General features: G+C 61.7%; 21 protein-coding genes and 2 tRNA genes. 15 read left to right on the top strand and 8 right to left on the bottom strand.

Annotated features, from left to right (window positions below; all coding sequences use genetic code 11):
- Positions 1-20: 20 nt before the first annotated feature.
- Positions 21-521: a GNAT family N-acetyltransferase gene (locus METLI_RS08760; protein ID WP_004039561.1), complete on the top strand. Its 501-nt coding sequence runs from the start codon at positions 21-23 to the stop codon at positions 519-521.
- A gap of 345 nt (positions 522-866) precedes the next feature.
- Here METLI_RS08760 and METLI_RS08755 read toward each other — a convergent pair whose 3' ends face one another.
- Positions 867-1,577: a DNA alkylation repair protein gene (locus METLI_RS08755; protein ID WP_004039560.1), complete on the bottom strand. Its 711-nt coding sequence runs from the start codon at positions 1,575-1,577 to the stop codon at positions 867-869.
- A gap of 112 nt (positions 1,578-1,689) precedes the next feature.
- Positions 1,690-2,001, bottom strand: a complete 312-nt coding sequence (locus METLI_RS08750; RefSeq protein WP_004039559.1) for a DUF5611 family protein — start codon at positions 1,999-2,001, stop codon at positions 1,690-1,692.
- Positions 2,002-2,180: 179 nt separating this feature from the next.
- On the opposite strand from METLI_RS08750, the gene METLI_RS08745 reads away from it, so the two are divergent.
- From METLI_RS08745 to METLI_RS08730, 4 genes are all read left to right on the top strand, one after another.
- The gene (locus METLI_RS08745; protein WP_004039558.1) at positions 2,181-2,936 is read left to right on the top strand and encodes a proteasome assembly chaperone family protein; all 756 of its coding nucleotides are present in this window, start codon (positions 2,181-2,183) and stop codon (positions 2,934-2,936) included.
- 6 nt (positions 2,937-2,942) lie between these two features.
- Positions 2,943-3,341: a DUF473 domain-containing protein gene (locus METLI_RS08740; RefSeq protein ID WP_004039554.1), complete on the top strand. Its 399-nt coding sequence runs from the start codon at positions 2,943-2,945 to the stop codon at positions 3,339-3,341.
- 53 nt (positions 3,342-3,394) lie between these two features.
- A tRNA-Arg gene (locus METLI_RS08735) sits at positions 3,395-3,469 on the top strand.
- A gap of 41 nt (positions 3,470-3,510) precedes the next feature.
- Complete coding sequence (locus METLI_RS08730; protein WP_004039553.1) at positions 3,511-3,990, top strand: hypothetical protein; 480 nt, start codon at positions 3,511-3,513, stop codon at positions 3,988-3,990.
- A gap of 343 nt (positions 3,991-4,333) precedes the next feature.
- Here the strand turns inward: METLI_RS08730 and metG are convergent, their stop codons facing one another.
- Together metG and METLI_RS08720 are read right to left on the bottom strand one after the other, a co-directional pair.
- On the bottom strand, positions 4,334-6,334 hold the full coding sequence (metG, locus tag METLI_RS08725) for a methionine--tRNA ligase (RefSeq protein WP_004039552.1): 2,001 nt from the start codon (positions 6,332-6,334) through the stop codon (positions 4,334-4,336).
- A gap of 46 nt (positions 6,335-6,380) precedes the next feature.
- Positions 6,381-7,253: a GNAT family N-acetyltransferase gene (locus METLI_RS08720; protein WP_004039551.1), complete on the bottom strand. Its 873-nt coding sequence runs from the start codon at positions 7,251-7,253 to the stop codon at positions 6,381-6,383.
- Positions 7,254-7,303: 50 nt separating this feature from the next.
- On the opposite strand from METLI_RS08720, the gene METLI_RS08715 reads away from it, so the two are divergent.
- Positions 7,304-8,086, top strand: coding sequence for a hypothetical protein (locus METLI_RS08715; protein ID WP_004039550.1), 783 nt, complete (start codon positions 7,304-7,306; stop codon positions 8,084-8,086).
- Here the strand turns inward: METLI_RS08715 and METLI_RS08710 are convergent.
- A complete protein-coding gene (locus tag METLI_RS08710) occupies positions 8,079-9,044 on the bottom strand; it encodes a DHH family phosphoesterase (protein ID WP_004039549.1) in 966 nt (321 codons plus the stop codon). The genes METLI_RS08715 and METLI_RS08710 overlap by 8 nt on opposite strands.
- Positions 9,045-9,131: 87 nt before the next feature.
- Here METLI_RS08710 and METLI_RS08705 point away from each other — a divergent pair.
- The 6 genes from METLI_RS08705 to METLI_RS08680 all read left to right on the top strand — a co-directional run bounded on the left by METLI_RS08705 (position 9,132) and on the right by METLI_RS08680 (position 15,802).
- Positions 9,132-9,205, top strand: a tRNA-Phe gene (locus METLI_RS08705).
- Positions 9,206-10,404: 1,199 nt separating this feature from the next.
- Positions 10,405-11,490: an ABC transporter substrate-binding protein gene (locus METLI_RS08700; RefSeq protein WP_004039547.1), complete on the top strand. Its 1,086-nt coding sequence runs from the start codon at positions 10,405-10,407 to the stop codon at positions 11,488-11,490.
- Positions 11,490-12,596 carry a FecCD family ABC transporter permease gene (locus tag METLI_RS08695; protein ID WP_004039545.1) on the top strand — a complete coding sequence of 369 codons (1,107 nt, stop codon included), beginning with the start codon at positions 11,490-11,492 and terminating at the stop codon, positions 12,594-12,596. The genes METLI_RS08700 and METLI_RS08695 overlap by 1 nt, the downstream gene beginning before the upstream one ends.
- 2 nt (positions 12,597-12,598) lie before the next feature.
- Positions 12,599-13,405 carry an ABC transporter ATP-binding protein gene (locus tag METLI_RS08690; RefSeq protein ID WP_004039543.1) on the top strand — a complete coding sequence of 269 codons (807 nt, stop codon included), beginning with the start codon at positions 12,599-12,601 and terminating at the stop codon, positions 13,403-13,405.
- Entirely contained in the window at positions 13,402-14,043 is a 642-nt protein-coding gene (locus METLI_RS08685) for a class I SAM-dependent methyltransferase (RefSeq protein WP_004039542.1), read from the top strand. The genes METLI_RS08690 and METLI_RS08685 overlap by 4 nt, the downstream gene beginning before the upstream one ends.
- Positions 14,044-14,113: 70 nt before the next feature.
- The gene (locus tag METLI_RS08680; protein ID WP_245529350.1) at positions 14,114-15,802 is read left to right on the top strand and encodes a radical SAM protein; all 1,689 of its coding nucleotides are present in this window, start codon (positions 14,114-14,116) and stop codon (positions 15,800-15,802) included.
- Between the two features lie 189 nt (positions 15,803-15,991).
- Here METLI_RS08680 and METLI_RS08675 read toward each other — a convergent pair whose 3' ends face one another.
- Complete coding sequence (locus METLI_RS08675; RefSeq protein WP_004039534.1) at positions 15,992-16,369, bottom strand: response regulator; 378 nt, start codon at positions 16,367-16,369, stop codon at positions 15,992-15,994.
- A complete protein-coding gene (locus METLI_RS08670; protein ID WP_004039520.1) occupies positions 16,359-17,792 on the bottom strand; it encodes a sensor histidine kinase in 1,434 nt (477 codons plus the stop codon). Before METLI_RS08670 ends, METLI_RS08675 begins: the two co-directional genes overlap by 11 nt.
- A 156-nt stretch (positions 17,793-17,948) precedes the next feature.
- Here METLI_RS08670 and METLI_RS08665 point away from each other — a divergent pair, with 156 nt between their 5' ends.
- Positions 17,949-18,653: a 2,5-diamino-6-(ribosylamino)-4(3H)-pyrimidinone 5'-phosphate reductase gene (locus tag METLI_RS08665; RefSeq protein WP_004039519.1), complete on the top strand. Its 705-nt coding sequence runs from the start codon at positions 17,949-17,951 to the stop codon at positions 18,651-18,653.
- Here the strand turns inward: METLI_RS08665 and METLI_RS08660 are convergent.
- Positions 18,639-19,136 (bottom strand): hypothetical protein, encoded by a 498-nt coding sequence (locus METLI_RS08660; protein ID WP_004039518.1) that lies wholly within the window; start codon positions 19,134-19,136, stop codon positions 18,639-18,641. The two genes, METLI_RS08665 and METLI_RS08660, sit on opposite strands and share 15 nt — an antisense overlap.
- Positions 19,137-19,232: 96 nt before the next feature.
- Here METLI_RS08660 and METLI_RS08655 point away from each other — a divergent pair, with 96 nt between their 5' ends.
- The gene (locus METLI_RS08655; RefSeq protein ID WP_004039516.1) at positions 19,233-20,876 is read left to right on the top strand and encodes a 2-oxoacid:acceptor oxidoreductase family protein; all 1,644 of its coding nucleotides are present in this window, start codon (positions 19,233-19,235) and stop codon (positions 20,874-20,876) included.
- Positions 20,876-21,715, top strand: a complete 840-nt coding sequence (locus METLI_RS08650) for a thiamine pyrophosphate-dependent enzyme (protein ID WP_004039514.1) — start codon at positions 20,876-20,878, stop codon at positions 21,713-21,715. Before METLI_RS08655 ends, METLI_RS08650 begins: the two co-directional genes overlap by 1 nt.
- The last annotated feature ends 28 nt before the right edge of the window (positions 21,716-21,743 follow it).

Raw genomic sequence — 21,743 nt, 5'->3', positions numbered from 1 at the left:
CAGCGAACCGTGCTTTGAGCATGAGAACATCAGTCCGTATCAGGCCCGAGGTCCAGGCAGATTATGGGGCCGTATTCGATCTGGACGTTGCGGCGTTTGGCGGCGATGAAGAGGCCAGACTGGTCGGGCGGATCCGGTCTTCTGAGGGGTTCGACCCCCGCCTCTCCCTGGTTGCCGAAACAGAGGGCAGGATTGTCGGCCATATCGTCCTCTCCCGCATCGTGATCCAGGCCCCTGACCGGGACGTCCCTGCGCTTGCCCTTGCTCCTGTCGCCGTTCTGTCTGCCTTCCAGCGGATGGGGATCGGTTCGGCCCTTATACGGGCGGCCCTCACCGCGGCGGCGTCCATCGGCTACGGCGCCGTGTTCGTCCTTGGCCACCCTGATTATTATCCCGGGTTCGGATGTGTGCCGGCGTCAGGCTACGGGATCACTGCCCCGTTTTCCGTGTCCGACCGGGCCTTCATGGCGCTCGAACTGGTGGAGGGTGCGCTCGAAGGAATCGAGGGCACGGTCGTCTAGCCTGCTGCGTTCGACGAAGCCTCCCTTTCACTTCCGTCGAAGTCTGAAAAATGATATAATCTTTTTTGGCTCTTCTCTATCGTGTGCAGGTAGCCATGACACCATCTTCTGACGCTGCTCGGGCGACCCGGGATGATGGGCTGACCTTACAAGATCGGCCGCGATGAGAGGCGGGGAGTGTTTCGGAAGGAAAAGCGGTTTATCCGTGTGCCTTTCCGGTTCAGTCCGCTCCAATGGGGTGCAACCCTGGCGGACAGCGTGGGGAGGCAGTTGATCGATAGGGGGGTGCGAGAGGGTTATCCCCATGAACCGGCGAAGAGCCACCTATTTCTCATCAGATTTTTGTCAGTCCTTCCTCATCGCCTCTGCCTTCAGGTCCTTCGGCATCACTTCGATGGCGTAACGCAACGCCGTCCTCGGCATCGCCCTCCTGTTTTGCATGACATAGGAGAAGACTTCGTCCGTGTGCTTCCGGCTCGCCTCCTTGAGGAGCCAGCCATAGCCCTTCTGCACCAGATCGTCCTGATCTAAAAGGAGAAGATCGGCGATCTCGAGGGCTTCGTCGAGGAACCGCCCGTGTTTTGCCGGGATGATCAACGAGACCGCCGCCGCTCTCCGCATCCACCGGTTTCCTGAATGCGTCCAGCGTTTGAGTTCCTCGATATATTCGGGATATTGTTCGATGAACTCGCCCATCGTATGGTTGCAAAAGCCGTCGCACTCTGCCCAGTTGGAAATATACGTGTCGATCCACCGCCTGAAGACGGCGATGTCTTCGCGCTCGTAGCGGTCTTTGAGCAGGTGCGCCCAGGTCGAGACGATGAACGCCTCTTCCATATGACCTGAACGATAGAGTTCTTCGCAGAGGGCGAAGATCTCCGGTTTTTCCCGCCCTTTCACTTCCTTCCAGTATTTTTTTGCGATGGCGGTGACTGTTGCGGTCTTCAGGCCGTAACAGATGATTTCTTCCTTAAAAAACCGTCGAGCGGTCTTTTGAATCTCTGGGTCGGCCTGTTCCTGTAGTTCTTTGCGGATGGATGCGATCACCGGATCCATGATGGCACCTTGTGGGCGGAGAAGATAAGGTTTGGGAAAGTGTCGTCGATAAATGCCTGAACGGCCGATCGCGACGTTCGAAAAACGAAGGCAGGAAAAAAGAATCCTGTTTTCAGTCGGCTTTCTGCATCTTTTTTGCCCGCTCTTTGGAGTTGTAGCCGGTGACGGCGTCGAGGTACCGCCTGAACCGCCGGTTTGTATCCAGGATCGTCTCGTCGTCGGCAGAGAGGTCGGACTCGGTGTCGACGAGAACGGTGTTTCCCTTCGGGCCGAGGCAGACGTTGAGGCGCTTGAGGGCACCGAACGAGATGATGTGGTGCCCGTCCCGCTCCTCGGGTTCAATCCCGAAACATTCGGTGAGGGAGGCGATCATCCGCTCTTCCAGTCCGTCTTTAAATCCCCGCTTGATCTGGTACTCCTGCATGCTTTCTTCTTTGTATCCGCCTGCATAAATTTGTCATGCTCACTCCCTCCCTGGTGCGCCGATCGCATTGATATACTCATGAGCGCATTTTTATCGGCCGCGCTTTGTGCAGGCCCTCTTCCGAGCCCCCCCCTCCGATGGTGGGTGGACGCTTTCCTGGAGAGGCCGGGCGGTGAAGAATGTTTTTATTATACGCTGTCTATGGTAACGTAATGACGGTCGAGCCAGAGATAAAAATAACATCTAAGCCGCTCAGCGGGGAAAATCCTATAGTTCTGATGGGATTTCCCGGGAGTGGCCTCGTCGGGAGCATTGCTCTTCAGTACCTCGTGGAGCAGATGGAGTTCAACCAGATCGGGAATATCACGAGCAAGTATTTCCCGCCCGTCGCCATGATGGCGAAGGGCGTGATCAACGTCCCGGTCAGGATCTATGAGAATGAAGAGACCGTGGCAATCGTTGCCGATATTCCCATCCACCCGATGATCTGCTATGAGGTCGCAAACGGCATCATCGACTGGCTTTCCACCTTTCCGGTGCGAGAGGTAGCCACCATCGCCGGTATCGTCACCAACGAGCCGGAAAAACGTGTTTTCGGCGTCGCCACGCAGGAGGAGATGCTGGAGCGGATCACTGATCATACGGTCATACTCCCGATGGGGAGCATCTCCGGGATCGCCGGGAGCGTCCTCACCGAGTGCAAGATCCGGAATATTCCAGGTTACGGCTTCCTCGGCGAAACGGTCGCCACGCCTGACCCCAGATCGGCGGCAGCCGCCCTGAATGTGCTCAAGGTCATCTACGGACTTGAGATCGATATCGATCCCCTGCTCGAACAGGCTGAGGAGATCGAGGCGACGATGCACAAACTCGCAGAGGAAGTCCAGAGCGCGGAGCCGATGCAGAAGAAAGAGAACCTGCCGATGTACGGGTGATCAGAGATGAAGATTACTGCGTTAACAGGGATCTCCAGTACCGTGATTGGGGAGCTGAAGATGGGAAAACCCCGGACCATCGAGTTGCAGAGCGCAAACAATGTCGTCGCCGTCGCCTCCCTTGAACCCGGGCCTGACACCCATCTCTTTCTCACGAGCGTCGATCTTGAGGACATCTCGCCGGGCGATATGGGCATTATCGTGAAGGTGCTCTCGGTCAACATCACGATGAAGCGGATGATCGACATTATCCACCCGGTGTATTACGAGGAGCGCGAGCGGCTTTCAGCCAGAGTACAGGTCAGATACTGCGGTAATTCGATGGTGAAGTCGGTGAGCGCCGGTTCTCTCTGCCACCCGACCGAGGTCGATGTTGTTATGGCGGCGCATTATCGCGCCGTCTGAATTGTTTTTTCAACAGTTTTATTATCCTGGAGTGCGAAAAGTATTGGGCAGCTGGGCCTGTGGCTTAGCCAGGACATAGCGCCGGGCTTCTAACCCGGACGCCGAGGGTTCGAATCCCTCCAGGCCCGTTCGATTCTGTAAGGCATATATTTTTGATAGACAGAGCATCATGGTGAAATCTCCGCGGGGCATCACCCTTCTTCTCTGTCTCATCTCGGCAGTGATTCTGTTCGGCTATCCCCTCCTTGTCGATCTCTCCAGGCCCTGTGACGCCGTTGCATCGGGGTTCGGGGCAGTAGCCGTCACGACCGGGATCCAGGGCGGACCTGTGATCCAGATCACCGCCCCCTGCCCGGATGGGGGCGATCTCTGCAACGCCCGGATCTATCTGGTCGATCCCGACGGCATGTATCACGCCGTCGGGAGAGGGGTTGTCGGGTCGTCGGAGAGCGAGGTATGGTATATCTTTCACTATCGCCGCCCCGAGGCCGGAGTGCCGGAATACTGGATCACCGACGATACTGAGATGGTCTTCACCCGGACATATATTGAGAGCGTCGAACCCTTTGAACCGCGGGGCATATGGATGATCGAGATCGTGCCCCTGCGTGACGATGCGGTCGCCTCTGAACTCAGCGTGGCGCTGTAGGAAGGGCCGACCTGAATCCGGTCGGATTACCTTCTCGGAGGAGCGATCGCTTCATGAAGAGAACGCCATAGATATTCTGTGCCTGGGGAATGCCGCCCCGGAGCCCCCGCCAGGTACGATTGGGGGGATGTGTGTGGTCCCTTCTGGTTATTGTCCTGCCTTCCCGGTCCATTCCTCGTGCGGGGAGAAGGCAGGTTAGTCTGCTTACCCGGGACGGAGGATCGTTGGGCCTGTACGGGGGGAGTCTGGCCGCCCCCCGAAACCCCCGGCCCATTGCGATTGGGGAGAGGGAACGGACCTTGGCAGGCTACCCACGCGAAAGAGCGAAGATCAAAAAAAAGTGTTATCTGATCTTTGTCCCGGGCGCCACGTCACGGCGGGGGATCAGCAGGGAGGCCTCGTCGCCGGCGGCCAGGATCATGCCCCGGCTCTCGATCCCGAAGATCTTTGCCGGCTTGAGGTTTGCGATCATGACGACCAGGGTACCAACGAGGTCTTCCGGGGTGTAGAATTGGGCGATGCCGGAGACGACCTGGCGCTCTTCGCCGCCGAGGTCGACGATGATCCTCAGCAGTTTCTTCGAGCCCTTTACCGCCTCGGCGCTGATCACGCGGGCGACCCGGAGGTCCATTGTTGCAAAGTCGTCGATCGAGACCTCGCCGGTCTCTTCCTGGGGTTGTGTTTCTCTCATTTTTGCTTCACGCACACGTTTCTGGAGGAGTTCTTCGAGCACCGCCACGCGGTCGTCTTCGAGTTTGGCAAACAGGGGGTCGGGTTTTGGGAGGGGACCTGCCGTGAGAGGTGCGGTCGCCTCGCCGATGCAGTGGGCGGAAACGGCGTCGCTCTGGCCGAGCATCGCCCATGCCCGCCCGGCGGCGTCGGGCATCACCGGCTCGATGAGGAGGGTGAGGGCCTTTGCGATCTGGAGGCCGTCGGCGATCACCTGCGCAGCGGCGGCCCGGTCGGTCTTGACGAGTTTCCAGGGTGCGGTGTTCTGGATGTAGGTGTTGCCGTAGGCCGCAAGCGCCATGATCGCTTCGACGGCGCTCTTGAACTCGTAGCCGCGGACGGCGGCGTCGACCTCGTCGAGGCACCGGCCGATCGCCGCCATCGCTTCCTCGCCCGGCTGTACATCGGGCACGCCGTCGAAGAACTTGTGGGCGAAGTGCAGGGTGCGGTACAGGAAGTTGCCCAGGGTGTTGACGATCTCGGCGTTCGCCCGCTCCTGGAAGACCTGCCAGGAGAAGTTCAGCTCCTTGGTGTGGCTGGTGTACGAGAGGAGGTAGTAGCGGAGGTAGTCTGCCGGGAGGCCCTGGTCGAGGTAGTCGTCATTTGTCCAGACGACATAGCCCCTCGACTTCGAGAACTTCTGGTCGTCAATCTTCACCATGCCCGAGGCGACGACCGCATGGGGCGTGCCGTATCCTGCTCCCTTGAGCAGGGCAGGCCAGAAGATGCAGTGGTGGTAGATGATGTCGCTCCCGATGAAGTGCGTGATCTCGCCGTCACCGCACCAGTAGCGCTTCCAGTCGTTTCCGGTCTTTTCCGCCCACTCCTCGGTGAAGGAGATGTAGCCGATGGGTGCGTCCACCCAGACGTAGACCACAAGATCGGTCCTGCCCGGGAACTTCACGCCCCAGTCGAGGGTGCGGGTGATGCACCAGTCGTGGAGTTCGTCTCTTACCCAGCCGATGGCGTAGTTTCGGGCGTTTGAGGTGCCCGAGAGCCCTTCGAGGTAGTCCAGCAGGTACTGCCTGAACTCGCCGAGTTTGAAGAAGAAATGCTCCTGCTCGCGCATCTCGGCCGGAGAACCGCAGACCTTGCAGACCGGGTTTTTGATCTCGCCGGGTTCGAGGTGGCGGCCGCAGCCGCGGTCGCACTCGTCGCCCCGCGCACTGGCCCCGCAGTACGGGCAGATCCCCTCGACGTAGCGGTCGGGGAGGAAGCGCTTGCATTTCTGGCAGTAACTCTGCTGGATCTTCTCGGCGTAGACATAGCCGTTGTCGATGAGGGCCCTGACCATCGACTGCGTGCGGTGGTGGTTGGCCTGATCGTCGGTCATCCCGAAATGATCGAAGGCGATCTCCATCCGTTTGAAGGTCTGGTCGAAGTGGTCGTGGTAGCGCAGGGCAAGGTCCCGCGGGCTCACTCCCTCCTGCTCGGCGCTGATCACGATCGGCGTCCCATGGTTGTCTGACCCGCAGATGAAGACCACGTCCTCGCCGCAGCGGCGGAGGTACCTGACGTAAAAATCGGCCGGGACATAGGTCCGCAGATGCCCGAGGTGACAGGGGCCGTTTGTATAGGGGAGGCCGCATGTCACCAGCAACGGTTTGCCACTCATTCGTATCCTCTTGGTGGTGAAGATATACATAGATTATTTAAACGGTTCACCCGAGTTCGAAGGTGGTGACGCCGAACACCTGTTCCAGAGGGACGGCGGGCGCTCCTCCCCGGTAGATCCTGGCGGTCTCGAATACCGTCTCCATCTTTCGCTCCTGTGCGAGGGCGACGGCGGCGGCATTGGGTTCGGGGACATCGAAGAAGAACGTTTCGCCCGGAACGGCGGCGGTGAGGCCGTCCAGGAGGGCGGCGGCGATTGCCGGGGTTTCGGCGAAGATCGGGCCGATCTTGTGCCCGTCGAAGCATCGTCTGATGACGCCGTAGCCCCTGACCTCGCCGTCAGGGCCGGTGGAGGCGAGGGCGGTGGCGTCTTCCTGGGAGAGCCATGGCCTGAGGAAACGGGGCCGGGGCGCTGAGAAGATCGTGGCGTCGTAGGCGCAGAGGTCGTTGAAGGGGATCTCAGATGCCTGGATGAGTTCTTCTGGTGCTTCACCCCCGCCGATGCCCCGGTAGCGTATGTTCCGGTAGAGGATCTCAAAGCCGAGGCGGTCGCGGTACTTCTGCTGCATGGCGACGACGCCGTCGCCGCCGATGATCCGATCCCCGGCGTGGTCGAGGGCGGCGTTCGAGATGGCAAGCCCGTAACCGCGCCCGCGGTGTTCCTCCCTCACGATCAGGAGGCCCCAGAAAGCGAAGGTGTTGTTGTAGCGCACCATGGAGGCGCAGGCAACGGGTTCGCTGTCGACCTCGCCGATGAGAAAGCCGTCCGGGTCCTGGGCATAGAAGGCATCGGCGTCGTGGATGCCCGGGTTCCAGCCTTCATTCCGTGCAAGCCCGATGGCGAAATCGACGTCTTCGCGCTCCATTCTCCTGATCGAGAAGTCATCTTCCATGATCACCCCTGGGTCGGCCTCTTTCATCTGCCTTTCTCTTCATCAGGTCTATATGGGCCAGGGGCTATTCTCTTGTCATGAAAAAGATCCCGGTCAGGACCCGCGCCTTCGGTGCAGAAGCCGGGGCGCCGGAGGCATGCGACCTCGCCCGCATGCTCCCGGCCCGCCGCGGTATCGGCGGCGACATTCTGTCGTTTCAACTGGAACGCTCGCTCGCCCTTCAGGAGGGGATCGATCTGCCCTGTGCCGGCGGGCTCTTCTATGGCGAACGCCTGCTCGAATGCCTGGCCGGCGTCGAGGGGCGGCGGGTGACCGGGGAGGTCGGCGTCGAGCCCTCGGCCGTGCTGGAGGACGTGCGGTTTCTGGTGCGGCGCCAGAAGGGCGTCAGGTTCGCCCTGCCCGCCCCGTCCCTTCTCAAACTCGAGGACGCCTGCTACGGCGATCCCGACGAGATGGAAGAGGATGTCATGCGGGCCTTCCGCCTGCTGATACGGGAAATGCGGGACGCCGGCGCCGGGGGCCATGTGCTCATTGCTGGAAGGGTCGTCGATACCGAACTGGAAGGTCTGGCCGGGAAAAAAGTCGTGTTTTTCCCGACGGTGCGGGATGTTCGCTGTCTCGAAGCCCTCCTCGAACACCAGGGCCTCCTCCCCCTCGACCCGGGGGCGCTCTCCCGTCTGGAGGCGCTTGCAGAGCGGTATGAGGTGCGGGAACTCTCCCTCCTGCACCCGACCCCTGAGGACCTGGCGGCGGCCGTAGCGTATTTCGACCCCGAGGAGATCACGGCCGGGGGTTATACGGCGGAGGGTGAGGAGGACCGCTGGGCCCTTCTCCGTGCCGGGGCGTATATCCTCAGATAGTTTCGGCGATCCTGGCCAGGTCGTTGAAGTGGCGGTTCCGTTTGAGGAGCCAGAAGAGGAAGCGGTCGATCAGGTTGAAGGAGAACGTCCCGCCGGCGGCGTTCGGGTGGCCGCCGCCGCCGTAGTGGCGGGCGATGAGGTGACTGACCGGCGGGACCGACCTGATCGAGAACCGACCGTTCCCGGAGACGATCACCTCGATGTCGGTTTTCATGGCGTCCCTGATCGCGTGTGCCGTCTCGCTCGGGTAGCCGTGGAGCGGAGCGAAGGCGATCCGGTATTTTTTTCCGTAGATCTTTGCCTGCCTGATGCTCGCCCCGATATCGGCGTCCATCCCCGCGCGGATCTCGGCGTAGATCCCCTCCACGCGCCGGTCGGTGACCTTCCCCTGAGCGAGGAGGTTCCTGACATAGGTGAGGTGCTGGCGGCGCTGGGTGACCTGTCCGAGGACGTCGGCCTGCGGATCCTCCTTTTTCCAGAGGTCGTAGTCGCAGACGAGGCGGGCGACTTTTTCGGCCTTTGCGTCGCCGGGCATCAGGTCGCGGGCGGCGACGGCGGTGGCGCAGACCGAGGTGTCGATGTGGAGGAGAGCGCAGTGCGGCCTGACCCCGTCTGCCTCGGCGTCGGTCCAGCGGTGGTGATCCCGCCACTCGATCCGCCACCCATTTTCTGCCGCCGCCTTCACCGTCTCCTCGATCGCGCTCTGGTAGCCGAGGTCGGAGATGGAGAGGATGTCCCCTTTTCCGGGCAGGGTGGCGATCAGGGCGAAGATCGCAGAGTACCTGCCGACCGAGGAGAAGATCGTCGTGATCGTCCCGTATTTCATCCGGTGGATGGCGTCGGCGCCGGCGGCGTCGAGATCGTTGTGGGTGAGGTGGACGATTCCTGCCTTTCTTCCGGTGACGGCGCCGGTGAGGTCCTCGTCGGTGGTCTTCCGTCCGTCAATGACACTTACCATTACCTACATTCTGGGGGCGGTGGCATAATAAGGGCGGCGGTGGGAACCGCACGGTTTATTAATCTGAAATGACAACATGTATAGGTCGCCCTAGTAGCTCAGACTGGGAGAGCGCCAGACTGAAGATCTGGTTGTCCCCGGTTCAAATCCGGGCTGGGGCACTCCAAGCAATTTTATCAATGTTTTTTAAGTACTGTTTATGTGCTCTCATTTTCTGTGAGTTTTTTGACAATTGAGATCCTCGTTTTGCCTGACACGGTAGTATCTTCCACCGGAAAATATACTTTTTCGGGGCCCTGTTGAAAAGATCCCCTCCAACTACGATCGAGATCGCTTGAATTTGCCCTGGTGAGGTTAGTCATAGATCTTCCCCTTTATCGTGGAACCAGGCGACGAGATGGTCTGGACGAAGCCACTCCCTGGCAGTTTCCGTGAGCAGATGGGAAATGTGTGCGCCGCAAAACAGCGATTGGGGCAGGGATGGGAAAACCACGCCGGCTCGCCGGTACATCCGTTTTCATCGACAGATTCTCCGCCTCTCCCGTCCCCGCATATTCGGGACAATCGTATGCAGGGGTCCGGGGGTGCAACCCCCGGCGCGGTGTCCTCTCCACCCTGAGTAATTATCGCATCTTCGCACCGAGAACGTGAGGGTTCCTGAAGATCGAGCAGGCCCCTGCCGGGGGGGCTTACCGCCCCATAGAACTGCGATGGGGGCGGGAACGGTAAAACACGCCAGCACGCCTATCCATAATTTTTCATCGATAGATGCTCAGCCTGGCCCTTCCCCGCATGTCAGGAGCAATCATGCGCGCGGGGGTCCGGGGGCAGAGCCCCCAGCGCGAAGATAGGGAAAGGCGAATGAATCATGCTCGCATCCGGAAAAGTGATGATTCTACAAAGCCAGTTTTTCCTTCGTCTTTCTCTGGCTTTGAACCTGTTTTCCGTCACCTGCGATGAATCAACGCCTGGATCTCTTTTGCGCGCTCTCCGGATCTTCGTCCCCTGAGGGCTGGCAGGTGACCTCCCTGACGGGATAAGGGGGAAGGGACACCACTGGCTCACGCGATCTGCACCTCTCCACGGGAATAGGAGCGTGAGCACAGAAAGCGGTGTTTGTGACCGGTCGGGAGGGGCGGATCGAGCACCAGAGGACGGATCTTCTGCGTGTTCCGCCCTGATCCCTCTAGAATTCCGGTTCAGTTAACTAAATAAAATTAACTTCATGAAAAAGATAACTTTTTTATTATTCGAGAATTAACTCTCATAAATTCAGCGGGAGTGTCCATAAAAACCAGTTTTTCCCGCTAAATGCCAGATTGAAGGTGAATTTATGAGAAGAGTGAGTTTCGTTTTCTGTATGCTTATCCTCGCAGCAGGTCTGCTCTGTTGCGGTTGCACAACGACAACATCGGGGGATCAGGGCGCTACGCCCGGAACCCGGACGATCACCGATATGGAGGGGAACCAGATCGTGCTCCCCTCTGAAGGGGCGACGTTCGGTGTCTTTGGCGGTCCCATCAGCCAGGTGCCCTACCTCCTCGGTGCGAACGCCAGTGTCACTGCCGTCACGAAAGGGCCGCAGATGATGGAGATGATGCAGGAGATGGACCCGGGCATCGTCAATAAACCGGCACCGCGCACGACGAACGGCAACGTGAACATCGAAGAACTCCTGGTCACGAACCCCGGCTGCGTCATCGCATTCGATGTCGACGGGGAGATCGTGGAGTCCCATACCGACATCCCGGTCATCTACCTCTCCGGAACGATGAGCGATGGGTTCGATGAGATGCGGCGGGAGATCGTCTTCATGGGCGAGGTCTTCCAGAAACCCGAACGAGCGCAGGCCTATATCAATTACCTTGATGACACCCTTGCATTCCTCCGTGAGCGCACCGCAGATATCCCCGAAGACGAGCGGGTCACCGTCTTCCTCGGCGAGGGCGTGAGCCACCTCCAGACGCTCGGAGGCGACACGTTCTTCACCGAGTGGACCGATGCTGCAGGCTGCACAAACGCTGTATCCGCCATCGAGACTACGCAGGGGCAGCAGGAGGGAATGCACTCCGGCATCAACGAGATCTCGATGGAGCAGGTCCTCGCTGTCGACCCGTATATCATCATCATCGATACCGGCCGTCCTGCCGACCTTGCGGCTGACGCCCGCTGGAAAGAACTCCGTGCCGTCAAAGAAGGCAGAATCTACAAAGAACCGACCGGACTCTTCCTCTGGAGCCGCCCGTCTGCCGAGTCCGCCGTTCTCTACCCACTCTGGCTTGCCTACGCAGCCTACCCCGACCGCTTCGACGATGTGCCGCTCACCGACCGGGTGAAGGATTTCTACGCCGAGATCTTCGGGTACACCATCAGCGATGAGCAGGCGCAGAAGGTCATCGACGGCACCTACGGAAGTGTGACATTCGGCCAGGTGAAGCAGTCCTGATGAGTCTGAAACCTGCGGACGGCCGGGGCGTGCATGCCGGTGAAGGCGCCCGGGCAACCGGGACGGCCACGCCGAAACAGGTCCAGAGCAGGAGCTGGGGCGAGCAGCACCCCGGCACCGTCCAGGTGCTCCTGCTCGGCGTCCTCGGCATTGTCGCGTTCATCGCCCTGATGGCCGGGCGGTATATGGTCCCGCCTGATACGGTGATTGCGGTGGTCCTGAGCTCGGTCTTCCCGATCGAGGAGACCTGGACGCCCACAGCGGCCTCAGCCGTCGTTAACGTCCGCATACCGCGGATCATCGCAGGCCTTCTCGTAGGGGCCGGTCTCGCCGTCAGCGGGGCCTCGTTCCAGGGGATGTTCAGGAACCCCCTGGTCTCCTCGCAGATCCTGGGTGTGGCGGCCGGGGCTGGTTTCGGGGCGGCGATCGGCATCCTCATCTCGGACAGCCTCGTGCTTGTCCAGGTCCTCTCGTTCGTCTTCGGCCTGCTCGCCGTGGGGGCGGCCTACGGCCTCAGCCGGGTCAGGAGCACAACGCCGATCCTGATGCTCGTCCTCTCGGGCATCGTGATCGCCTCGCTCTTCTCGGCTCTCACCTCGATGGTGAAGTATGTGGCCGACCCGATGAACAAGATGCCGGCGATCGTCTTCTGGCTGCTCGGGTCGCTCAACCACGTCTCGGCGCCTGACCTGATGGTCCTCGGTCCGATCATCGCCGTCTCGATCGCCGGGCTGCTCGTGGTCAGATGGCGGATAAACGTCCTTACCATGGGCGATGAGGAGGCGCGGGCACTCGGGGTGAACACCGAGCATTTAAAGCTGGTGATCATCCTCCTCTCGACGGTGATCACCGCTGCAGCGGTCTGCATGAGCGGGATCATCGGGTGGATCGGGCTCGTCATCCCGCACATGGGGCGGATGCTCGTCGGCCCGGACAACCGCTACCTTCTGCCCGTCTCGGTTCTCCTGGGCGGAGCGTTCCTGATCGCCGTCGACACCGTTGCGAGGACGGCAGCCCCCTCTGAGATCCCGATCGGGATCCTGACCGCGATCATCGGGGCGCCGATCTTTGCGGTGCTGCTCAGGCGGAACAACCCGGGGTGGTAGGCATGGGGAGCAGCATCGGTCTGGAAGGCGTCACATTCAGCTACCCTGGCGGTTCAGCGGTCTTTGCCGAGATCTCGTTCACGGTGGAGGATGGTGGCGTATACTCTCTCCTCGGCCCGAACGGGACCGGGAAGTCCACGCTCCTCAAGTGCATGGGCGGGCTCATCGCCCCCTCGCACGGCCGGGTCGTCCTCGATGGGCGGGATATCTCAGAGATGCAGCCGCACGAGATCGCCCGGCGGATCGGATTTGTTCCGCAGACACAGGTCTCACCGTTCCCGTTCCTGGTCAGGGACATCGTCCTGATGGGCAGAGCGTCGCACCTCAGCGTCTTTGCGGCCCCATCGGGAGATGACGAAGCCATCGCCGCCGATGCCCTGGACAGGGTCGGGATCTCCCACCTCGCCGAACGACCGTGCACCGGGATCAGCGGCGGCGAGTGGCAGCTGGTCCTGATCGCGCGGGCGATCGCGCAGCGTCCGGGGATCCTCCTCCTCGACGAACCGACGTCGCACCTGGACCTCGGCAACCAGATACGGGTGCTCGATGTCATCAGGGGACTCGCAGAGGACGGGATGACCATTGTTGTTGCGACCCATTTTCCTGACCATGCACTCCTGACATCGAGCAGGGTCGCAATCCTCAAAGACCAGAGAATTCTTGCCATGGGGCCCCCGGAAGAGGTGATCCGCGAGGATACCATGCACCAGGCCTATGGGGCTGACGTGCGGATCGTGCACCTCGGCGACCCGATCAACCGGCGGATCTGCGTGCCCGTGGCAGCGACATTTAGAAGAGGAACACCATGACAGAGCAACCACATGACCAGTTTTTTGGCAAGGGTGCGGGAAGGATGGATGCCATCGCGAAAGGACCATTTGCACCGATATACCCGGTCATCGCCAGGCAGGCCATCCAGACCTCCGGGATCAGGGAGGGTAGATGTGTCGATATCGGGTGCGGGCCCGGTCACCTTGCCCTGGCGCTCGGGGCTGCAAGCAGCCTTGAGATCGACGCTCTCGACGCATCGGGCGATATGCTCGCGATCGCAGAGCAGAATATTCGGGAGGCCGGACTGACCGACCGGGTACACCCGGTCCCTGGCGACGTCCACGACCTGCCCTACGATGACGGCTCCATCGACCTGGTCGTGAGTCGCGGCTCCCTCTTCTTCTGGGACGACCGGGTCAGGGCGTTCTCTGAGATCTACCGGGTGCTCAGGCCGGGTGGGAGGACGTTTGTGGGCGGCGGGTTCGGCACCTCCGCGCTGAAGGCGGAGATCACGGCGAAGATGCGCGAGATCGACCCCGAGTGGGAGGTGAAGGCCGCAGAACGGCTCTCCCGGAGGAACCTGGACGCCGTCAGGCAGGACCTGGAGAAGGCCGGTATCGCTGCCTGCGAGGTCCGCGAGGACGAGGCCGGGTTCTGGATCATCATGCGGAAGTGATTGAGAGATGCGCTGCACTATCTGTGAGGTCGGATGCGATATTCCACCAGGAGGAACTGGCAGGTGCCGGATGTACAAAAACGATGGCAACGGGATCGTTGAACGTTTTCCGGACGCCTTCCTCGCCGCTTTCCCCGTTGCAATCGAGACGCTGCCGGTGCTTCACTTCTTCCCCGGCGCGAAATTCCTCCAGGTCTGCACGGTCGGGTGCAACCTCTCGTGCGGCGGGTGCGTCTCGGAGATCCTCGTCGGGCACGCGGAGTCGCTTGCAGCCTCAGGCACGGCCCTCACCATCGACGATCTGCTCGGCCTCGCCGCTTCCCACGCCTGCAACGGGATCGCCTTCGCGCTGAACGACCCGATCGCTTCCTTCCCGACCTTCTGCCGACTCGCGGAGAGAGCACGGGAGGAGGGGCTCTCAGTCGGGTGCTCAACGAACGGCTACATGACCGAAGCGTCCGCCCTGCGACTCCGGGAGCTGGTGGATTTTGTCAACGTCGGTCTCAAGGGGGTAACCGAAGAGAGTTACCGCGCCTGCGGGGCCAGGAGCGTTGAGCCGGTCCTGCGCACGATCAGGCTGCTCCACGAGGGTGGGGTGCATGTCGAGATCTCTGCTGTTTACCGGCGGGGCCGGGAAGACGAGGTGCTCGGTGCGGCGCGGATGATTGCGGCGATCTCACCCGATATCCCCCTGCAGGTGATGCGGTTCGTCCCCTTTGGCGACGCGGGGCCTGGGGAGGAACCGACAATCTACGCGAGCGAGGGACTCTGTGACCGGCTCCGCGCGATCCTGCCCTGGGTCTACCTCTTCAACTCGCCGGGCACGAGATATCTGACGACCTTCTGCCCGGCCTGCGGAACATCCTGTATCGAACGGGAGTTCTTCGGTCCGATGGGCACCCACCTCTCCGGAGAGGCCAGGACGGTCTGCTCGTGCGGCCATGCCCTCCCTGTCCAGGGCCCTATCAGTCCTGAGATCTTCTACGAACCCGGGATGATGGGCGGGTACCGGGTCACCCGGGGGCTGGAGATGGTCTGGGCGATCCTGAACTGCCTCGGTGTGCAGGACCAATCAGTCCTCGCCGGGATCTGGGCCAGGGTGCTCCGGACCGGGATGCTCGGGAAGGAACTGCACGACCGGATGAACAACATCGATGCGTATCTTGACCTTGTCATGGACTTCGCGCACCAGACCGGGCGCGAGGAGGCCGGGCGTGATCTCTGTGGATACATCCGGGAACGGCTGGATTATATCAGGGAGCGAACGGCAGACGCACCGCGGCCCCGTGTCTACTACGCGATGGGACACCCGCTCTTCGCCCTCAACGCGGGCCGGTTTGAGGGGAAACTCGTGGAGGCCGCCGGCGGCACCTACGTTAACCGCGCCATCGTACGGGAGGGTAAACCGGGCGTCAGCATCTCCCGCGAGGAGTTCCTCGAACTCGCGCCCGAGTACCTCTTCACGTCGGGTTTCCTCACCTCCCCGGAGGAGGACTCCCTCCGTTACTGCACGGAGCACGGTCTCGACGTGCCGGCGGTCAAAAATGGGCGGGTCTACTCGATGCATCCTTCCTGGGATTTTGGGAGCCCCAGGTGGATCCTCGGCCTGATGACGATTGCAAATCTCCTCCACCCCGACCGCTTTGCCTTTGCGATCGAGGAAGAAGCGGACAGGTTCTACCGCCGGTTCTACGGGGTGCCCTATCGGGCGGTGGCTTCCAACCGCTCGTTCGCCCACCCTGGAGCAGAGCGCCGGTAACGGGGCGCCCTGCGAATCCGGTTTTTTGACCCTCTCTCTTCTCCAGGCAGACCGTGGGGGCGTGGGTGCAGCAGTCGGCGAGAGGTGTCTCTCCACATCCGCATGGCGGTTCGCCACTTCAGCGATGAACCCTGGCCAGGCCTCGGCTCCAGGTAAAGATGCCGGTGCGCCTCTCAGCCCCCTGCTGTCTCATCCGCTTCCTTCAGAGAAGTAGCCGTCCAGCGCCTCTTTCAGTTCGAGGGGGGAGATCGGCTTTTCCAGCACACCGACGACGCGCCGTCCGTATCGTGCATATTCTTCTGGCAGCAGGTGGCGAGCGGTGAAGAGCATCACCGGGATATCCGCTCCCGCTCTCCCCTCCAAAAGTGCGTCGAGGAACCCCCATCCGTCCACCGGCGCCATCTGCACGTCCAGGAGGATCAGGTCAGGCCTCCTTTTCCTGGCGATCTCCAGCGCCTCAGGGATGCTCTGCGGGATCAACGGTTCATAGCCGATCCTGTGGAGGATCAGGTCCATCATTTCGAGGGTGACCCGGTCGTCGTCCACGACAAGGACGTTATGTCCCATCTCCCCCCCTCTTCTGCAGGACCACGGTGAACGTGCTGCCCTCCCCGATCCTGCTCTCCACGGCGATTGTCCCGCCGTTCAGGCGTACGTAGCGTTCGGCGATCGGGAGGCCGAGTCCCATCCGGTCATAGTCGCGGCTGAGGTCCTGCTCGTCGGCGAGATAGAACGGTTTGAAGATCGCCTCCAGTTTTTCAGGCTCGATCCCGATACCGTTGTCCCTCACGATAATGGCCTGGTAGTCCTCGTCCTCCCGGTACCTGATCTCGATCCGGCGCGGGGGCTCGTTGTACTGCACGGCGTTGAGCACAAGGCTTTCCAGCACAAGGAAGAACTGCTCTCGATTGACCGAGATGCAGGTGTCGCCTGGAATATCGAGATACACCTCTGCGGTGCTTCTGACGTCATGGTGGGCGAGCACCTCGCAGACCAGGCCGTGCAGGTGCACCTGTTCAGTGGCGCAGGCAACCTTTCCGCTATCGAGAAGGGAGAGTTCGAGCATCCGGTTCACGATGATGCGCTCGCGGTGGACATTGTCCAGACAGATCTTCAGGAGACGACCGGCATCGTCGCCAATGCCGTAGCGCTCGCGATCTTCGAGGAGGAGATGAAGATAGCCGAGGACCGGCTGAAGGGGCGTCCTCAGTTCGTGCGCAGCCGTGGTGACGAAGTCCTGTCTCCAGGTCTCCTCGACGGCGATCTTTCTGGCCGCCTCCTCCTCGCCCATCCGTGCGGCCCTGTACGAGGCGAGCGATGAGAGATCGAGCGCCGAACAGGAGTGCTCCATCTGGTCGGGCCGGCCGGCAAGGAGCACAGGGACGGCGTTTCCTGCCATACCGGTAAGGACGGTCTCGAAGTTTCTTACTTCGACGCCCCTGCCGAGCATGCCGCAGAACGCCTGCCTGTCCCTGTCGCTGGTCCAGATCCGGCCGATATCTGTCCCTTCCAGCGCCTCCCTGGTGTATCCGAGGAGTGTGGCGAAAGCGGGTGTTGCACTGGTGATCATCAAAGAGGAGCGGTCGAGCGTAAACGCAGGATTGTTCCTGGTGCTTCTCGTCATATCCTGGAAGCCGCGCGGCTGGAAGAGGGTGACCGCTGTCATTCCCCAGAGGTAGAGAAGCGTAAAAAGAAAGATCATGACCGGATCGAGGATGTAGCCGCCGAGTGCGAGGTAGAGCGTCACCATGGCGTATGCGATGGAGAGCGCGGCCGCCGTCCAGATGGAACGGTTCGAATACCAGACGGCGATCGCGACGAGGGGGATGTAATAGAGATGTGAAATGGCGATCCCGGCGGCAAAAAGGATGGAATATATCAGAATTATGGCAAGAATCGCAATAAAGCCGCCGTTAATCCCTATTCTGTACAGTCTGGAACCACACGGGGGTAAAAAAGCAGGTTCCGGACAAAATCCCCGTTCGGCCATTGGAATGAAGAGGTATTAGGTACGGCGTTATTTATGCGCTTTCATTTGATGCGGCGTTCTCCTGTGCCATACGGCGTGAACTGCTCTGCACCTGCCGGACGGTGTTTTCACGCTCTGCCCCCACAAGATAAAAAGTGGTGTGTCCAAGATCCTTTCATGCGCCCATATGTCTTTGTCAACCTTGCCATGAGTGCGGACGGGAAGATCTCGACGCGGGAACGGCGGCAGGTGAAGATATCAGGATCTGAAGACTTTGAACGGGTGGACCTGATCAAGGCGGACGCCGACGGGATCATGGTCGGTATCGGGACGGTGCTTGCCGACAACCCCTCGCTCACGGTGAAGTCCGCGAGGAGGAAAGGGGAGCGGAAGGCCGCGGGACGGGAAGAGAACCCTGCCCGGATCGTCGTGGACTCGATGGCGAGAACCCCGGTCGACGCCGATATCCTCGTCAAAGGGTCCGGGAAGAGGATCGTTGCCGTATCGGCGGCAGCGCCCGCAGGCCGGGTCGATGCCCTCAAGGAGCGCGCCGAGGTCGTCGTTGCCGGCGAGCAGACGGTCGACCTCGCCGCCCTGATGGAGGCCCTTGCCGGGATCGGGATCAGGCGGCTGATGGTCGAAGGGGGCGGTACCCTGATCTGGGGGCTCTTCCAGGCCGGTCTTGTCGACGAACTGCGCACCTATGTCGGTTCGGTCGTCATCGGCGGTTCTGGGGCGCCGACACCGGCGGACGGCGAAGGCTTTCTTGCAGAAAGTGAGTTTCCGCGCCTCACGCTGACCGGCGTGGAGCGGATCGACGACGGCGTGCTCCTGACCTGGCAGGTGAAAAAAGAGGAGGGAGATCGGTCACTTCGGGGGTAGGACGACGTCGTAGATCTTGAACTCTGTGGCGCTGTTCGGCCCCAGCGGGCGGTCCATGGTGACCCAGACCTGGATGCGGTCCTGTGCGGCCGTCCCGGTGAACTCGATCGTCTGGCCGCGGGAGAGCGACGCACCCGAGGGTTTTGTCAGGATCTTCGTCTCGGTGGTCCCGTCCGAACGGGTGACCGTTGCGGTCAGCTGGCGGACGTTCTCCTGACCCTTGCCTCCATTGAAGGTGACGGTGATGGTCTTATAGATCGGGTCCTTCTGCGCGGTCGCCGAAACGGTGTAGTCGGCCGGCATCGCGTCGGTCGGTTCAGGCACCAGGGAGATCGGCGCTGCTGTGGTACTGGCGGGAGCTGTGGTGGTCTGGGACTGGGTGGTCGGAGCGGGCGTTGTATCCGGTGATGTGCCCGTGCAGCCGGCGGCGAGGGCCGTGACGGCGAGCACCGCCAGAACAAGAAGAATGGTTACTCTTTTCATGCGCGTTTGTGCGAACTGCTGGTATTTGAGGCTTTCGGAATTCTGGTGGCAAAAGATATATTTCGGCCCCGGCACATTGACCGGATGAGGTGGAGGATGCAAGATTTTTCCGTACTCATCGGGGGAAAGGCGGGTGAAGGGATCAATATCGCAGGTTCGGTGATTGCACGGTTGCTCTCGGCCTGTGGTCTTTGTGTGTATATGTACTACGACTATCCCTCCCTGATCAAGGGCGGGAACAATTTTGCTGTCATCAGGGCCGCGGACGATCAGACGTTCTGCACCCGGGAGACGGTCGATGTGCTGCTCGCCCTGAACCAGGAGACTATCCGTCTTCATGCAGGGATGGTGCGGGAGGATACGGCCGTCATCTATGACTCGGGGGTCGTGAAGGCCGACGGCACCGGCCTCCCCCTCGAAGCCTTTGTGAAGGAGGAGGAGGCGCCGGCGATCACGCGGAACGCCGGGATCATCGGAGGGTTCTGCAGGACGGCCGGGATCCCGTGGGCGACCGTTGAGGCCGTGTTTGCGCGGGCGATCCCGCGGGAGCTGGACGCCAACCTCAGGGTGGCCCGCCGGGGCTATGACGCCGCGCCGGCCGGAAAGGGGATCCGGGTGAACGGCCGGGAAGCCCTCCCGGTCCTCACCGGCAACGAGGGCGTCGCCTTCGGGCTCGTGGAGGCCGGGCTTGAAGGCTACATCTCCTACCCGATGACGCCGTCGTCGAGCATCCTGCATACCCTCGCCTCGTATGCGGGGCGGTTCGGGATCAGCGTCGTCCACCCGGAGAACGAGACCGGGGCGATGCTCATGGCCCTCGGCGCCGCCTATGCGGGACGGCGGGTGGCGGTCGGCACCTCGGGCGGCGGGTTCTGCCTGATGACCGAGGGCTTCTCCCTTGCCGGGATGGCAGAACTCCCGGTCGTGGTCGTGCTCGCCCAGCGGCCCGGCCCCAGCACCGGTGTACCCACCTACTCCGCACAGGGCGACCTGCTCTTTGCCCTTTCCGCCGGGCAGGGCGAGTTCCCGCGCATCGTTGCGGCGCCGGGGAGCGTCGAGGAGGCATGGTACTGGGCCGGGGCCCTGATGGACCTCTCGTGGCGGTTCCAGACCCCCTCGATCCTGCTGACCGACAAAAATCTTGGCGAGGGGCTCTTTTCCTTTGCCGGGGCGCCGCCGCGCCCGCCGCTTGCCCCGGTGCTCCGGGAGGGGCACGGGACGTACGGGCGCTACCAGGACGGTCCGGGCGGTATCTCCCCCCTCGCCTTTCCGGGAGAATCAGGCATCACGGTGAAGGTGAACAGCTATGCCCACGACGCCGACGGGATCACCACCGAGGAGGCGGCGACGATCGCCGCGATGGCCGAGAAGCGCAGGGAGAAGGAGCGTACGGCGGCAAAAGCCCTTGCGGCATACCCGTGCGTGGAAGTCGCCGGCGACCGCACCGCCGCCACGGCTCTTCTCTGCTGGGGCTCGGTCGCCGGTGCCTGCACCGAGGTGGCCGGGCGCCTCGGCCTCCGGGTGGTGCGGCCGGTGGTGCTCTCGCCCTTCCCGGAAGAGCAGTTCGCATCGGCGCTTTCTGGCGTGGACCGGCTGATCGCCGTTGAAGAGAACATCGACGGCCAGCTCTCCCGCCTCGTCGGATGCCGCGGCGTCCGGGTCGATGAGCGGATAGGCAAATACGACGGGCGCCCCTTCTTCCTCGAAGACCTGGAGCGCCGGGTCGGGGAGGTGATCTGATGACCTGGATCACCGGGGCGCAGAACACCTGGTGCCCGGGCTGCGGGAACTTCGCCATCCAGCACGCCCTCAAGGCGGTCCTCGAAGACCTGACCGCCGGCGGGATGCGCCCTGAAGAGTTCGTGCTCGTCTCCGGGATCGGCTGCCACGCCAAGATCGCCGATTACATGGCGATGAACTCCTTTTACTCCATCCACGGTAGGGGTGCGGCGGTTGCCGGCGGGATCGCCCTTGCAAATCCCGGCCTGCGGGTGATTTCCTGCGCCGGCGACGGCGACGCCTACGCGGAAGGGCTCGATCATCTCATCTTCGCCGCAAAGCGGAACACGGAGATGACGGCGATCGTCCATGACAACCGGGTCTACGGCCTCACCACCGGCCAGTACACCCCGACGTCGTACGAGGGGTTCAGGGGCCGGTCCACTCCTGAAGGCGTCCGCGAGCGCCCGATCAACCCGCTCGAATTGATGCTCGCCTCAGGGGCGACCTTTGTCGCGCGCGCCTATACGCGAAAGATCGACCATTTAAAGACAGTCCTGAAAGCGGCCATGCTCCACCGCGGCTTTTCCTTTATCGACGTCCTGCAGATCTGCGCCACCTACAACAACCTCACCGACTATTATGCCCCGCGGGTCTACGAGGTCGAGGGGCACGACGCCGGGAACTTCGATGCGGCGATGCGGCTGGCGCGGGAATGGGACTACTCGGCCGACGCACCCATCGCTCTCGGCGTCATCTACGATGCAGAGGCTCCATCGGATCCCTGGCCCCGGATGAACGGCGGGGGAGCGGAAGAGCGGGCTGAGGAGATCAGGAGGATCCTGCTGGAAAAGACCTGATCTTTCCCTCCGGGTGCCTGGAGGTGTG

The organism is Methanofollis liminatans DSM 4140 (assembly GCF_000275865.1).
Classification (GTDB): Archaea; Halobacteriota; Methanomicrobia; order Methanomicrobiales; family Methanofollaceae; genus Methanofollis; species Methanofollis liminatans.
The sequence above is the reverse complement of the archived record's forward strand: the minus strand, read 5'-3'. Positions and strand labels throughout refer to the sequence as shown.